The sequence below is a fragment of the Pseudomonas helvetica genome, assembly GCF_039908645.1.
Classification (GTDB): Bacteria; Pseudomonadota; Gammaproteobacteria; order Pseudomonadales; family Pseudomonadaceae; genus Aquipseudomonas; species Aquipseudomonas helvetica.
On the sequence record NZ_CP150917.1, the window covers coordinates 3,858,373 to 3,871,589 of the forward strand.

The following is a 13,217-nucleotide window of genomic DNA, read 5'->3' on the forward strand; positions in this document are numbered from 1 at the left end:
TTATGTTACTGGCCTTAAACTGGAACATACACAACGAGGAGGCTCGCCCATTTCGAGCCTCCTCAGAAGCAATGGGTCAGCTGCCGACCGTAGCGATTTGCTTCGCACGAGCGTTCTGTTTGCCAATCAGAAACACCAATAACGAGCCGATAGCGGTCACTATGCAGAGCGGCATCAGTGCAATTGGAAAGCTCCCGGTCTGATCACGCAGTACACCGATCACCGAACTCATGGCACCCGTACCCAAGTGGGCAAAAGTATTGATCGCTGCAATCCCGGTGGCCAACGTCGCCGGCGGCAGGGATTCGGAGCAAAGTGCCCAGAACGGCCCCTTGATCGCATAGTTACCCATCAATACGAGCGTCAGCAGTACCAGCGTAATGGTCAGGGAGTCCGTGAACAGCGTGGCAGCGAAGCTCACCGCAGTAATGGCCAGCGGAATAGCAGTGCTCTTGATCCGCTCCCCGCTCTTGTCTGCACGCAGTCCCCAGTAAATCATGAACGCTGCGGCCATGCCGAACGGAATCATGTTCATCAGACCTGTTTGCATGTTGGTCAGATGGAAGGATTTCAGTATCTGCGGCATCCACAACGACAGCGTGTTGCTGGTTGCCGAACTGCCCATGTAGATAATCGAAAGCACCCATACATATTTGTTGGTAAACACGGCCTTGAGGGTGCCGCTGATGCTGTGAGCGTGCTGAGGAATGCCACTGTCGCGCGCGGCCTTATCGTTAGTCAGCTGCTCGCCTAGCCAATCCTGTTCCTGCTGAGTCAACCATTTCGCTTCGCTTGGGCGATTGGGCAACACTTTCAGCGCGAGCAATCCCAGGGTGATGGCGGGAATGGCTTCAAGCATCAGTAACCACTGCCATCCCTTGAATCCGGCCAGACCGTCCAATTGCAACAGCAGTGCCGACACCGGTGAACCGAGAAAGTTGGAGAGTGGTATCGCCACCATGAATAGCGCAACGATACGAGCCATGTACGCTTTGGGGATGCATTGCGTGAGGTAAAGAATGACGCCGGGAAAGAAGCCGGCTTCGGCTGCCCCCAAGAGGAATCGGGAAATCGAATAGGATATCGGCCCGACCGCAAATGCCGAACAGAAACCGACGATGCCCCAGGTGATCATGATGCGCGCGATCCACCGGCGGGCACCGAAACGCTCCATGGCCATGTTGCTGGGCATTTCGCACAGGACATAAGCGACGAAAAACAGCGTGGCGCCGAATCCGAAGGCACTGGCCGTCAGGCCGATGTCCTGGTTCATGGTCAGTGCAGCGAAGCCGATATTGACTCGGTCAACGTAGGCGATGAAATAACAGAGTACGAGAAAGGGGATCAGGCGAATCCCCAACTTGCGCATGGTCGATTTTTCAATGTCAGTACTGGATGGCTTGTTCATGGAAACCGCTCTCTTGTAGTTGTAATAGGCTGCTCTTGCGCAGAACCTCTCGATGCGGCACGAGAGGTTTGACTGCAACGTCGCGTTTCAGGCTTTCTGCACGTTTTCGTTACACGTGGGTGGGATGAAGGGTCATCTGCAAATGCGTGGGCGAGCTTCAGCCTTCACGTTGTGCAAAACCGAATAACCGTTGAGGTGCTTGCACGAGCAGCGAATGGCTCAGTTGCATCGAACACTCCAGGGCTTGCCGCTGATCGATCACTGTGCCGAAACCGATGCTTTTCTCATGCTGCGTGTGTGGCCAGTCACTGCCCCATACCAGTTGGTGGAGGCCGAAACTTTGCTCCAACAGCGGTAATGCCGATCGGGCGAAATTGAGGTTTTGTTGCGGCGTACCTCCCAAACGATAAATTCCCGATACCTTCATCCAGATCGACCCTCTCGATCCCAATTCGAGCAACTCGGAAAACCCTGGCTGATCAATTCCCAAACGGGCATCCGGCCGTCCGAAGTGATCAATCACCAGCTTCAAACCGATCGGCGTCAATTGATGGATCAGTGCCGGCAGATCCTTTACCTCCCGATGCAATTCGACATGCCAGTCAAGATCAGCGATGTGGCTGAAAAATTCTCTCCAGGTGCGATCGTGAAAATCAGGTAACGCCTTGTCCATCAGGTTCAAGCGAACGCCGACCACGCCGATGCGGGCCATGTCATTCAACAGGGCACGACTAACGCCCGGCTCCAGCACGACCACTCCTCGCAACCGCTCCGGCACTTGCCTCAGTGCCGCCAGCAGGTAGCTATTGTCGGTGCCCAGAAAGCTCGGCTGCACCAATACGCCGTGACTCAAGCCATGGGCACCCAGGTGATTCAGATACTCCGCAAGCGTGGCATCGTAGTCAGGGGCGTAGCGCCGTGTAGCGGCCAGCTTCAGCCCCCTGCTAAAGACATGAGCATGGGAGTCGATGCCAGTGATCGATGTTGAACAGGTAGCAGACATGGGTTTCATCTATCGCAAGTAATGATCATCACGCTCGGGCGCTCTCGCTGCCTTGCACCGAGACGGACGGGATCGCAGCGTCGAGACTGCGACCACGGGTTTCTGGCAGGCAAAGGGCTGCGATAACGGCCACGCCGTAAGCGATCCCGGCGTCGATGCCAATGGCCGAGCCCAGTGACATGGAATCGCTCATATGGCCGACCAGAAACGGGAATACCGCCGAGAGCACTCGGCCGAAGTTGTAGCAAAAACCCACGCCAGCGCCGCGCACGTCCGCCGGGTACAGCTCGTTGAACAGTGCACCGAGGCTGGCCGGAATACCCGCTGCGAAGAAGCCGAGCGGAAAACCGAGGAAGAGCATTTGGGTATTGGTCAGGGGCAGGAACACGTAGCACTGCACGGTAACGACGCAGCACAGGGCGAACAGCACGATGTTTTTGCGACGGCCAATACGGTCGATCAAGAATCCGCTGACGACGCAGCCACACCAGAAGGCAAGGATGATCACGGCAAGGTAGCCGCCAGAATTCAGCACCGACAGGTTGCGTTCGGTCTTGAGGAATGTCGGCAGCCACGTCATTACCGCGTGGTACCCGCCGTGTGCACCCAGGCCCAACAGCCCGCCGAACAGTGTCACGCGGATCAGTTCAGGACGGAAAATACCGGCCAGGGATTTGAAAAAACTTTGCGCGATGGCGTGTTCTTTTTGCAGACGCTGGAAGCTGTCGGGCTCCTCGACATTACGCCGTACCCAGATGATCAGGAGCGCCGGCAACAAGCCACCGATGAACATCACACGCCAGGCCATGTCTTGCGGTACGAACGAGTAAATCAACGCAAAAACCCCGACCGCCACCCCCCAACCTACGGCCCAGGCACTTTGTACGGTGCCCATCACTTTGCCGCGGTATTTCGGGTTGATGGTTTCGGCCATCAGTACCGCGCCGGCCGCCCACTCACCGCCAATGCCGAAGCCTTGCAGCGCCTTGACCATCAGCAACTGCTGGAACCCGGTGACGAAGGCGGACAGAAAGGTGAAGAAGGAGAACCACAAAATCATCCACTGCAATGTACGCACACGGCCGTAGCGGTCGGACAACGTCCCCCCTACCCACCCGCCAATGGCCGAAGTGACCAACGTGACGCCGCTGATGAGCCCGGCATCGCCCTTGGTCAGGGCGAAAGCGGCAATTAACGCCGGGATCGCCAGGCCGAACATTTGTACTTCCAGTGCGTCCAGCGACCATCCACCGAAGCAGGCCCAAAACGTTTTGCGCTCCCGAGGAGTGACTTGGCGATACCAGCTGAACATGATTTCTTATCCTTATAGGTGGAACATGAGGCAGCCGAGAGCGAACCGCGCCGCTACGAGGCCAGTCATGGCAAACAAAACGATGAATCCGCCAGCGATCGATTCGCCGGTGAGCGATCCGCTATCCGGGCAATACGCTAGCGAATATCCACGCTGTAACGGAAATGCTCGGCATGCCCACGGGAGCGCCGCCACTCCAGAGGCGTACCGGCGTAGTCACGCGCCAGACGCTCGATCACCACCACGGGACTGTTGACCGGTATTTTCAATAACCGCGCATGCACGTCATTTACCGACTCGGCGGTGAGTGCTTCTTCGGCAGAGGCGACGACCTGACCGCAGAGCTCTTCGTAAATCGGGTAAAGCAATGGCCCTTTTCGATTCAGGTCGATCTCCAGTAGCGGCTGAAACCGGCTGCGAGGCAGCCAGATTTCTTCGGCAAGTACCGGCTGAACATCCAGAAGACGAACGCGGACAATGCGAATGACCGGCGCGTCGATTGGCAGCCCTAGCGCCTGGGCCACCGCCGAGGGTGCGGCCACCGGTTCGATAGACAGAATGCGACTCTCCGGGACCTGGCGTTCACCCGCAGCAGTCTGGAAGCGGAAGAAGCGGAAAAGCGAAGATTGAAACTGAGGCCGACGAACGAAGGTACCTCGACCTTGCTGACGCTCCAGAACGCCCTCACTGACCAGCGCGTCGACCGCCTTGCGCACGGTGCCGGTGGACAGTTTGTACTCCGCTGAAAGCGCAGCTTCAGTGGGAATGGCCTCCCCCGGACGCCAACGATTGTTGGCAATCTGTTCAGCCAACTGATCACGCAGGCGTTGATAAAGCGGTAGGCGGACATCACTGGACAGGGAATTCATCGACTTTATTCACCTTGTTATCTAGTCATATATATGAATATTGGCCGAGTATTCTCCTGATGCATTTTTCTGTCAATAAGGGTTACCGAACCTGGCGGACGAACGGTGGGTGGATGGGACCTGCCGGAGTAGATCTCCGGATCTGGACTCGCCCATCCCGCAGCCCTGCCATACTGTTGAGCATGACCCGTGCAACCTTCCGCTTCTACGAGGAGCTCAACGATTTCCTGCCGGCCGAACGGCGGAGGCAGTCCTTTACCTGCGAGTGCGCGCGCGGGGCGACGGTCAAGCACATGATCGAGGCGCTCGGCATACCGCACACCGAGGTCGAGCTGGTGCTGCTCAACGGCGAGTCGGTGGGCCTCGAGCGGGTAATCTTCGACGGTGACCGGTTGGCGGTGTATCCCAAGTTCGAAACGCTGGACATCAGCCCGCTGCTAAAGGTTCGTGCGCAACCTTTACGGGTGCTGCGCTTCGTCGCTGATGCGCACCTTGGCGGGCTGGCCAACCTGCTGCGCATGAGTGGCTTCGACACCCTATACGACAATCGCTTCGAAGATGGCGAGATCGCCGAGATCGCGGCGCAGCAAGGGCGCATCGTGCTAACCCGCGACCGCGAACTGCTCAAGCGGCGGATCATCAGCCACGGCTGTTACGTGCATGCCCTGAAACCGTCGCTGCAACTGCGCGAAGTGTACGAGCGCCTCGACCTGGCGCGTAGCGCGCGGCCCTTCAGCCTGTGCCTGCATTGCAACCTGCCGCTGCACGAAATCAGCCCGGAACTGGCCCGGCCACTGGTGCCGCCACGCGTTGGTGCCCTCTATTCGCACTTCCTGCGCTGCGACGCCTGCCAACGAATTTACTGGGAGGGTTCGCACTGGCGCGGCATGTGTGCCCTGCTGGCACCTCTGCTGGACCGATAGCCGAGCGCATCGGGCAGATAACGGACAAAAGCGCTCAAGTGTGCACCACAAGGCTCTGACCCGATATTTAAGCTGATATCATTCGAAAACGTACAAGCCGAGTAGAAAAGATGAATCGTCGTAAAAAAATAAATCAGTTATTAAAGGCTAACGCCAAAAAGGCCAGCGCCAAATTGGCACCGAAAAGCAAGTCTAAATACATTTGCAAAGCCGACCGATTGAAGCTGGCGGCTGAATCCACTCTCGACTCAATCACTTCTTCCGAGAGCTGATCTGTGTCGCTTAAGCACCACCTGGATTTACAAATCAGCAGGCAGTGCTTTCGGCGGACTTATCCCGTGGCTACGTATTAGCGACGATAGTAGCGGTGATCGTCATCGTAGCGGTGCTCATGATGGCGCTCCCAATCACGACGGCGTTCGGCTTCCCGGCGCTCCTGTTCTCTACGCCACTCGTTTCTACGCCATTCGTCTCGGCGCCAGTCTTCTCTACGATCGTGCCAACGGCCGTCACGCCAGTATCGGTCGTCATGGGCAAGCAACGGCCCTGGCTGCTTGCCGGCCATACTGGCCAAGCTCGGCCAAGGGTTTTCGGCAGCCTGGACCGGAGCCTGAACGGCTGCGACTTCAGTTGCGAAAACAGGGTTTGAGGTCTTCATCTGTGATGCTGATGCCGAGCCCACTGCCGCAAACGCGAACAGGCTGAGGAGCACCATCCGTGGGACATAAGATTTCATGGGCGAAGACAACCTCTGATTGACAATTGGACGTGTCGCCATTTGGCTGCGGGAAACCTTCGGGTCGCGCTTACCGAGCTTTATGTGCGTATCCACATAGACCGGTAAATAGGGAAAAGTTCTAGCAAGCCACTGCATAAATAGCTGACGGCCTCCTCAAACAATGGAGGGATGCGACCCACTTCCTGATCCGAAGGCTTACTGGAGCAGGCGCAGAAATGAGCTTCAACGTGCCAGCGTTTTTACACACTCAGATCCAGAAGCAGCCCCTCTACAAACGTTAACCTCGCCCTCCTTCCGTACCGATTCCGGAGCAGGGATAATGCGCCCTCCCAGTTAATCGGGCGACTTGATCGCCCTGCACAAGCAGCCGTCTGTATTCAGCTAGCACACTCCAGGGAGGAGCTTTTACATGTCATACCGACTTGTCATTTTCGACTTTGATGGCACGCTCGCTGATTCATTTTCGTTCTTTGTTACGGTGTTCAACCAAGTTGCTGACAAGCACGCATTCCGTCGGATTCACCCGCAAGAGTTGGACTCTCTGCGCAAGCAGGGAGCTCGGGAGATCATGACGCATATCGGAATGCCCCGCTGGAAGTTGCCTCTGGTAGCACGAACCTTCATGGGCTTGATGAAGAAACATCGAAGCTCGATCCTGCTCTTTGAAAACATCGCCAATGCCCTGACCCATCTTGACGAAAAGGGACTGATTCTGGCCGTGGTGTCTTCTAATTCCCGAGAAAATGTCACGCAAATTCTGGGCTCCAGCTGTCGACATATCCAGGCCTTCGAGTGCGGTGCCTCGATTTTCGGCAAGGCGTCTCGCTTGCGTCGTGTCATGCGCAAATTCGGCGTGGCGCGAGAGGACGTGATCTACATCGGCGACCAACCTACGGATGGTGAAGCCGCAGCGACTGCCGGTATCGCCTTTGGCGCGGTTGCCTGGGGATATGGGACACATGATGCATTCGACACACTTCAATCCCATGAGTGGTTCGCCGATGTCAGCGAATTACGGCGACTGGCACTCAGAAACTCAACCGCGCACCAGGTAAGCCCCTAACGGAACCCGATGTCGCAGCTTCTTGCAGCTGCCGGGTGCGGGTTGATGCCCTGGCGGGCGATCAGGAAACCAGATTCGGCATTTACCTGGAGGCGGCCAATGACCGCGGGGAATCTCGACCTCGTCGTACTCGTACTCTGGCTCTGGCTCGACGGAAGTCATTTGCATTTGTCCTTCGGGCCGAGGTCTGCCAGCCGTCGGTGAATCCGATACCCCATCTGCCGTTGCGTAAGCGAAGTTGCCAGCGTCGCGCCCAGCATCCCGAGTGGATTGTTCAGCAACGGCCATTTCTGCTTCGCGGCGCCGTTGGGTCTCCTCTTCCAGTCCCTTCTGTACGGCGACCTGGTCCGCTTTGGCGTTGGGTGGGGTATTCGAAGCCTGGGCCTGCTGCGCCGCCTGGATCAATTGGAAGTTGCGGTTGCGTAACGCGACGTTGCTACCAACCCGCATGTTCGAGCGCGCCGCCAACGTTTCAGCCTGTTGGTACTGACCCTGCTGAAGACGCAATACACCGAGGTAATGCAGAGTCGCGGGATTGTTCGGCTGGATATGCAGGGCACGCTCCAGCGTGGCAGCGGCCTGGTCCAACTGGCCATCGCCGTACTGCCGCGAGGCCGTTTCGATCAGGGTGGTTGATGCGCTGTTACTTTGCGAGGGCGCTCTCCGCTCGGCAGCCACCGAACCAAGCGACGCGACGGCGCAGAACACCAGGATAAGACCCGGCAGAAAATTCTTGGTTGGCATCAGGGGGTGGACTCGACTGATCTCGGACGGCACTGCCGTAAAACAGCTCCCAACTGACCTGGCGAGTACCCTGAAGTTCCCGCTGCATAGGCTCCAGCTTGCGGATAATCTTCAGTGAGTCCCTTCCCGCACCGACCGTCTGACTTCAGCCTGTATGGCATAAGCCGGCGCCTCCACAGCATTGAAGTCTTGTGTATAGCGCTGGGCAAATACTTCTACCCCCCATTCCTGATACTGCTGCACGTGCTTGAGTTCGTGAGCCCAGAGTGCGATGTCCTGCTCTGCGGTTTGAACGTCCCGGAAGAGGATGATATCGATCAGCGTCACGGCACCGACATCGGGGTTTTGCAGCATGGCAGTGGCGGTGCTGAATTGACCGTTGTCGCTAACGGTGTAGCGCGCGGCATCGAGGACGCTGGGGTCGTACCAGCGCAGTAGCTGCTCCCGGATGTACGGCGGAATGGGTTGGATGTTGGCGTTGGCCGCTTCAGCACGGGCTTGGGTCAGCCACAGCGCCAGGGCAGGTGCCGCGATCTGGTCGATGCCATCAGGCATCTGCACCAGATCCGGCAGACAGATGCAGCCGTCCAGGCACACTTGTTTCTCGCCAGCTGGGCAGGTGTTGGCCTGGGCTGGCACTGCAAGAGTCAGGCAAAAAACAAACAGCGCCACCAGGCACGTGGTGATAGGCGGCATTGGGTCCTCCAGGGACAGACGCAGCGCGCACAGTCGATCACCATTGATCGACGACCTGCATAACTTTAGCGTATCCCTATCGGTCTCTTTTCGATGACTGCTGTGGGCCAGGCTGTGTGAAAACGCAGGCGTCCTATCAGAGTTTTGCTGCTTATAAAAAACACGCAGCGGAAATGTGAAGTCGGCGTTGACTATAAACTCCGTGACATAAGGTATTGTTCTTTCCCCCAAGCCTCAAAGCGCTCCAACACTTCCCAGCCAAGCGTGGTGTAATAATTGCTCTGGTTGTGGGTGTGCAAGTACAAGGTCGTGAATCCAGTGTCTCTTGCATGGTCACAGATGCCTTCGATTAACTGCGCTGCGAGCCCTCTCCTTCGAGCGTCAGGTGTGATGAACACACACGCAAGCCACGGGCCCAGATCCGGCCGGTCAGAAAGGTCGTTACTGGCAAGTGTAGCGCCGCCCAGCAACTGGTCTCGTTCCGTTGCGATCAGGCACTTCCAACGGCCATCACGCTGTCCATCGGAGAACTCTTGTTGCCAACTTGAAAGAGATTGCTGCGCAAATTCATAACTGAATTCCCGATAAAGCCATTCGGCCATAACATCGCACTTGTCCATTTGTGTATCGAGCCAATCCACTCGCAGCATCTGAATAACGTCCATTCACAGTCTCTCCAGTTTTTCAATTCACACTGCGCGCTGCATCCCAGATGTCTCGTGCACCCAGGCCGGCATGCCACTGCCGTTGCATATCCCGCAGCGTACAGTTGTTGCGCGTCGTCCAATTGCGCCACGCTGTCTGTGCAGATATTCGCAAGTGGGCAAGTTACTTCCGGAACGAGCATGGGGGCAACGACTCGGAGCGGTTTCACGAAAGCCAGCACGGCGGCTGGTAACGTCAATACGGTGATGGCCGATATCAGGATGATGCGTTTGAGCTTCATCACTGTTCAGCGCGTTGGCATGAGTTGATAGTTGAACAGATAGAAATGCTGCCCATCACGGATATCTATTTCCATCGTGCCGCTGAGTCCCTCCAATTCGCCGGTACCCGAGTCGGGCACGACCTGAATGGTCAGTGTTCGCTGGCCTCTGTCCATCGTTCCAAAATGCATCAACACAAAGCTGCCTGCCCTTCCCGCCAGATTACCCTCAACCCGCTCCATCGCCACATAGCCGGCAGATCCCGGGACCGTCGAGAGGGAGGCAAGCATCTCTCCCAGACTATTGGCCACCAAGTCTCCCTGAAACGTCTTGTGTATGGCCTTTCTGCTCAGTTGAGCGGCCTCGGTACCGGTCGCAACAGGATGGACGGGGAGTTGGACGTCGAATGTTCCCTTGGCTTGCATGCTGTCATCTCCATTAAAAATCCAGGTAATGCCGTAAGGTCTATACCTGACGCAGTTGTTGTCGACGCTAATCCCTCGACTGTTTACAGTCCGCCTATGCCGAGATCAGCGGCTTATTTGAGCGGTCCACACAGTCGGACCTATCCCTGATTTGTATTGGAGCAGATGGCGACCGAAGATGATTGGAAAAACACGACCAGCCTCTATTGTTATCCTGCAGCCCGCACGAGGCGTCCTTAATCAGCGATTGACGAGCCCGCAGTTCACTCACGTTCGCGAGGCCCCCTCAGTCCAGTTGACACCCTGGGTTGAGCATTATTGGTATGTCAGCTGGAATCTCAGCGATCAGCCTGCACAGCAACAGGAAACCCTGCCTCACCCCAATGTGCATCTCGTTGTGGAAAGGGGTCAGGTCCATGTGTGGGGACCCCGTCGCTCCCGCTTCAGCAAGACGCTGTCTGGCAACAGCTGGGCGTTTGGAATCAAGTTCCGTCCCGCTGCATTCCAGCCATTTCTCGGCGGACCTGTCAGCCGGTTGGCCAACCGATCGCTCCCGGCCTCTGAAGTTTTTGGGGCGGCGGTCGACAGGTTGGCCGAGCAAATCGAATGTCCGGGGATGGCGAGCCTGTGCGAGCAATCAGAAGCGTTGCTGAGTCCCTGCTTGCCGCAACCCGATGAGCGTGTAGAACTGCTCAATGACCTCATCGCCCAAATCGCGTCAGACAACAGACTGACAACAGTGGCACAACTCAGTGAGTTGTCCAGAGTTAGCGAGCGGCAGTTACAACGCCTCTTTGCCCATTACGTCGGCGTAAGTCCGAAGTGGGTGATTGCCCGATACCGGCTACATGAAGCACTGACCCTGCTGCAGAGCGGCGAAGCCAGGCCGGGGACGGATCTCGCGCTCAAGCTGGGTTATTTTGATCAGGCACACTTCATCAGGGACTTCACCCGGATGGTCGGTCTGGCACCCGCAAAATATGTCCAGACATATACGGCTTTGTTGCGGAATGCTGACGCGGGGTGAGTCTCCCCTCCCCCCAGGCGGACTTATCTCACTCGCACCGTCATCGGTACTCCAAGTGCTGAACTGATCACGATGAACCGATTGCTTCGTCCAGTGCCGCCCCACACAAAGGGGCCCGCCAAAGCATAGACGGTTGAATCCACACCCAAAAGTTGACTTTCAGGTCCGCGCATCAAAATCGAAGTTCTACCGAAAACCATGCTTTGAATGAGCCGCCCCTCTACCCCGCTTCCACTTCATTGACCGGCAACGAAGCAAACATTTCAGCGCGGCACACCTCAAGGATCTCATCCGCCAGCGCGGAATCATCCGGGCAGGCACGCGACAAAATAATCGCACCGACAGCACGAGACAGCAGGTCGATCATTTTCTTTCTGTCCTCACCCGGAGCGGCATCCGGCCTGGTCGGATATTTGTCCCCCAGTGTTTGCAGGATGTGCTCGATCCCTTCGGCAAACGTCGCTTTCACATCGTCCGATTGACGCGCCGCATCGCCACACAACGCGGCCATGGTGCAACCGCTGCCACGTCCGTCCCGATGCTCCCTCGTCACATAGACGTCGATGAAGCCCGGAACATCGAGCGCTTCCGCGCCTACCAGCGATTTGGAAAGACTGCAGGCAGAGGCTTCGGCCATCAGGTCGGCCTTCGAACCGAAATGCTTGTAGAAACCTCCGTGGGTGAAACCGGCAGCCGCCATGAGATCCGATACACCGACGCCGTCGAAGCCGCGCTCACGGAACAGCTCAGAGGCCGTTTCAACGATGTGCTCCCGATTGGCCTGCGCCTGGGCCTTGGTCACTCTCACGTGCAATACCTCATGTCCACTGGGAAATCATGCGCCCAATGATACATAGATGTTGGTCATAATCAAAATCGTTGACAGTTTAGATTTCGATCATCATCCTAATTGCACGCACAACGATCTCCATCAACGGGCACGGAAGAAATACCAAATGACCGACCAGAATCTGTTCACCCCTTACACGCTTGGCGCCCTCACGCTGTCGAACCGTGTCGTCCTCGCGCCACTGACACGCAACCGCGCAGGCGAAGGCTTTGTGCCAAGCGAGTTCGCGGCCACCTATTACAGCCAACGCGCAAGCGCAGGCTTGCTGATCAGCGAAGCTACGCAGATTTCCCAACAGGGTCAGGGCTATCAGGACACCCCCGGGATCTACACGCAGGCGCAGATAGATGGCTGGCGCAAAGTGACCGATGCCGTCCACGCCAAGGGCGGAAAAATCTTCCTGCAACTGTGGCATGTCGGCCGTGTGTCGCACGTTGATCTGCAAGAAAACGGCGCCGCCCCCGTGGCTCCTTCTGCGCTGCGAGCCGCCACAAAAGTATTCGTCAACAACCGCTTTGAAGACGTCTCCGAGCCGCGCGCACTGGACATCGGCGAACTGCCGGGGATCGTCTCCGATTTCCGCCGGGCCGCGGCAAACGCTGTCGCCGCCGGGTTCGATGGCGTGGAGATTCACGGCGCGAACGGCTATTTGCTGGATCAATTCCTCAAGGACAGCGCCAACGTGCGCACCGATGTTTACGGCGGCTCGATTGAAAATCGTGCGCGTCTGTTGCTCGAAGTGACGGCAGCCGTCGTCAATGAAATCGGCGTGGATCGCACCGGTGTGCGCTTGTCGCCGGTGTCGCCGGCCAATGGCGTTTCCAGCAGCGATCCGCAGGCGCAATTCAATTACGTCGTCGATCAACTCGACGCCCTCGGCGTCGTTTATCTGCACATGGTCGAAGGCGCGACCGGTGGCCCGCGTGACGTGGCGCCATTCGATTTCGGCGCCCTGCGCCAGCGCTTCAAAAACACCTACATCGCCAACAACGGCTATGACCTGGACCTGGCGACTTCGCGGCTCGCCGAAGACCAGGCCGATCTGATCGCGTTCGGTCGTCCATTCATTGGCAACCCGGATCTGGTGGAACGCCTCAAGCGCGGCGCGCCGTTGTCCGCTTTCAATCCCGCCACCCTCTATGGCGGCGGCTCGGCAGGCTACATCGACTACCCGACGTTGGCTGAATCGAGCGCCACCGCAAGCTGAGCAATCAATGACCGCGTTTTCTGTT

The 13,217-nt window shown here is 57.3% G+C and carries 15 protein-coding genes; 5 read left to right on the top strand and 10 right to left on the bottom strand.

Annotation, left to right across the window (positions count from 1 at the left end; all coding sequences use genetic code 11):
• Positions 1 to 76 precede the first annotated feature (76 nt).
• From AABM55_RS17805 to AABM55_RS17820, 4 genes are all read right to left on the bottom strand, one after another.
• Positions 77 to 1,408, bottom strand: coding sequence for an MFS transporter (locus tag AABM55_RS17805; RefSeq protein ID WP_347927154.1), 1,332 nt, complete (start codon positions 1,406 to 1,408; stop codon positions 77 to 79).
• 157 nt (positions 1,409 to 1,565) lie between these two features.
• Complete coding sequence (locus AABM55_RS17810; protein ID WP_347927155.1) at positions 1,566 to 2,411, bottom strand: amidohydrolase family protein; 846 nt, start codon at positions 2,409 to 2,411, stop codon at positions 1,566 to 1,568.
• Positions 2,412 to 2,439: 28 nt separating this feature from the next.
• Positions 2,440 to 3,723, bottom strand: a complete 1,284-nt coding sequence (locus AABM55_RS17815) for an MFS transporter (protein WP_347927156.1) — start codon at positions 3,721 to 3,723, stop codon at positions 2,440 to 2,442.
• A gap of 137 nt (positions 3,724 to 3,860) precedes the next feature.
• On the bottom strand, positions 3,861 to 4,592 hold the full coding sequence (locus tag AABM55_RS17820) for a GntR family transcriptional regulator (protein ID WP_347927157.1): 732 nt from the start codon (positions 4,590 to 4,592) through the stop codon (positions 3,861 to 3,863).
• 182 nt (positions 4,593 to 4,774) lie between these two features.
• Here AABM55_RS17820 and AABM55_RS17825 point away from each other — a divergent pair, with 182 nt between their 5' ends.
• Together AABM55_RS17825 and AABM55_RS17830 are read left to right on the top strand one after the other, a co-directional pair.
• A complete protein-coding gene (locus AABM55_RS17825) occupies positions 4,775 to 5,515 on the top strand; it encodes a Mut7-C RNAse domain-containing protein (protein ID WP_347927158.1) in 741 nt (246 codons plus the stop codon).
• 110 nt (positions 5,516 to 5,625) lie between these two features.
• On the top strand, positions 5,626 to 5,787 hold the full coding sequence (locus tag AABM55_RS17830; RefSeq protein ID WP_081013843.1) for a DUF2986 domain-containing protein: 162 nt from the start codon (positions 5,626 to 5,628) through the stop codon (positions 5,785 to 5,787).
• A gap of 77 nt (positions 5,788 to 5,864) precedes the next feature.
• On the opposite strand, the gene AABM55_RS17835 is transcribed toward AABM55_RS17830, so the two are convergent.
• Positions 5,865 to 6,251, bottom strand: coding sequence for a hypothetical protein (locus AABM55_RS17835; protein ID WP_347930054.1), 387 nt, complete (start codon positions 6,249 to 6,251; stop codon positions 5,865 to 5,867).
• 412 nt (positions 6,252 to 6,663) lie between these two features.
• Between AABM55_RS17835 and AABM55_RS17840 the strand changes: the two genes are divergently transcribed.
• Positions 6,664 to 7,317, top strand: coding sequence for an HAD hydrolase-like protein (locus tag AABM55_RS17840; RefSeq protein WP_347927159.1), 654 nt, complete (start codon positions 6,664 to 6,666; stop codon positions 7,315 to 7,317).
• Here AABM55_RS17840 and AABM55_RS17845 read toward each other — a convergent pair.
• The 4 genes from AABM55_RS17845 to AABM55_RS17860 all read right to left on the bottom strand — a co-directional run bounded on the left by AABM55_RS17845 (position 7,291) and on the right by AABM55_RS17860 (position 10,108).
• Positions 7,291 to 8,061 carry a tetratricopeptide repeat protein gene (locus tag AABM55_RS17845; RefSeq protein WP_347927160.1) on the bottom strand — a complete coding sequence of 257 codons (771 nt, stop codon included), beginning with the start codon at positions 8,059 to 8,061 and terminating at the stop codon, positions 7,291 to 7,293. The two genes, AABM55_RS17840 and AABM55_RS17845, sit on opposite strands and share 27 nt — an antisense overlap.
• A 111-nt stretch (positions 8,062 to 8,172) precedes the next feature.
• On the bottom strand, positions 8,173 to 8,757 hold the full coding sequence (locus AABM55_RS17850; RefSeq protein ID WP_347927161.1) for a DUF4157 domain-containing protein: 585 nt from the start codon (positions 8,755 to 8,757) through the stop codon (positions 8,173 to 8,175).
• 191 nt (positions 8,758 to 8,948) lie between these two features.
• Complete coding sequence (locus tag AABM55_RS17855; protein WP_054598374.1) at positions 8,949 to 9,407, bottom strand: GNAT family N-acetyltransferase; 459 nt, start codon at positions 9,405 to 9,407, stop codon at positions 8,949 to 8,951.
• Positions 9,408 to 9,709: 302 nt separating this feature from the next.
• Positions 9,710 to 10,108, bottom strand: a complete 399-nt coding sequence (locus AABM55_RS17860; RefSeq protein ID WP_347927162.1) for a DUF3224 domain-containing protein — start codon at positions 10,106 to 10,108, stop codon at positions 9,710 to 9,712.
• 178 nt (positions 10,109 to 10,286) lie between these two features.
• On the opposite strand from AABM55_RS17860, the gene AABM55_RS17865 reads away from it, so the two are divergent.
• Positions 10,287 to 11,135: a helix-turn-helix domain-containing protein gene (locus AABM55_RS17865; RefSeq protein ID WP_347927163.1), complete on the top strand. Its 849-nt coding sequence runs from the start codon at positions 10,287 to 10,289 to the stop codon at positions 11,133 to 11,135.
• Positions 11,136 to 11,355: 220 nt separating this feature from the next.
• On the opposite strand, the gene AABM55_RS17870 is transcribed toward AABM55_RS17865, so the two are convergent.
• On the bottom strand, positions 11,356 to 11,943 hold the full coding sequence (locus AABM55_RS17870) for a TetR family transcriptional regulator (RefSeq protein ID WP_347927164.1): 588 nt from the start codon (positions 11,941 to 11,943) through the stop codon (positions 11,356 to 11,358).
• Between the two features lie 148 nt (positions 11,944 to 12,091).
• Here AABM55_RS17870 and AABM55_RS17875 point away from each other — a divergent pair, with 148 nt between their 5' ends.
• Positions 12,092 to 13,192, top strand: a complete 1,101-nt coding sequence (locus tag AABM55_RS17875; RefSeq protein WP_347927165.1) for an alkene reductase — start codon at positions 12,092 to 12,094, stop codon at positions 13,190 to 13,192.
• Positions 13,193 to 13,217: the final 25 nt, after the last annotated feature.

Bases quoted from the DNA above. Each gene is read 5' to 3' on its own strand.
- AABM55_RS17805 (WP_347927154.1), bottom strand. From the start codon at position 1,408: ATGAACAAGCCATCCAGTACTGACATTGAAAAATCGACCATGCGCAAG.
- AABM55_RS17810 (WP_347927155.1), bottom strand. From the start codon at position 2,411: ATGTCTGCTACCTGTTCAACATCGATCACTGGCATCGACTCCCATGCT.
- AABM55_RS17815 (WP_347927156.1), bottom strand. From the start codon at position 3,723: ATGTTCAGCTGGTATCGCCAAGTCACTCCTCGGGAGCGCAAAACGTTT.
- AABM55_RS17820 (WP_347927157.1), bottom strand. From the start codon at position 4,592: ATGAATTCCCTGTCCAGTGATGTCCGCCTACCGCTTTATCAACGCCTG.
- AABM55_RS17825 (WP_347927158.1), top strand. From the start codon at position 4,775: ATGACCCGTGCAACCTTCCGCTTCTACGAGGAGCTCAACGATTTCCTG.
- AABM55_RS17830 (WP_081013843.1), top strand. From the start codon at position 5,626: ATGAATCGTCGTAAAAAAATAAATCAGTTATTAAAGGCTAACGCCAAA.
- AABM55_RS17835 (WP_347930054.1), bottom strand. From the start codon at position 6,251: ATGAAATCTTATGTCCCACGGATGGTGCTCCTCAGCCTGTTCGCGTTT.
- AABM55_RS17840 (WP_347927159.1), top strand. From the start codon at position 6,664: ATGTCATACCGACTTGTCATTTTCGACTTTGATGGCACGCTCGCTGAT.
- AABM55_RS17845 (WP_347927160.1), bottom strand. From the start codon at position 8,061: ATGCCAACCAAGAATTTTCTGCCGGGTCTTATCCTGGTGTTCTGCGCC.
- AABM55_RS17850 (WP_347927161.1), bottom strand. From the start codon at position 8,757: ATGCCGCCTATCACCACGTGCCTGGTGGCGCTGTTTGTTTTTTGCCTG.
- AABM55_RS17855 (WP_054598374.1), bottom strand. From the start codon at position 9,407: ATGCTGCGAGTGGATTGGCTCGATACACAAATGGACAAGTGCGATGTT.
- AABM55_RS17860 (WP_347927162.1), bottom strand. From the start codon at position 10,108: ATGCAAGCCAAGGGAACATTCGACGTCCAACTCCCCGTCCATCCTGTT.
- AABM55_RS17865 (WP_347927163.1), top strand. From the start codon at position 10,287: ATGATTGGAAAAACACGACCAGCCTCTATTGTTATCCTGCAGCCCGCA.
- AABM55_RS17875 (WP_347927165.1), top strand. From the start codon at position 12,092: ATGACCGACCAGAATCTGTTCACCCCTTACACGCTTGGCGCCCTCACG.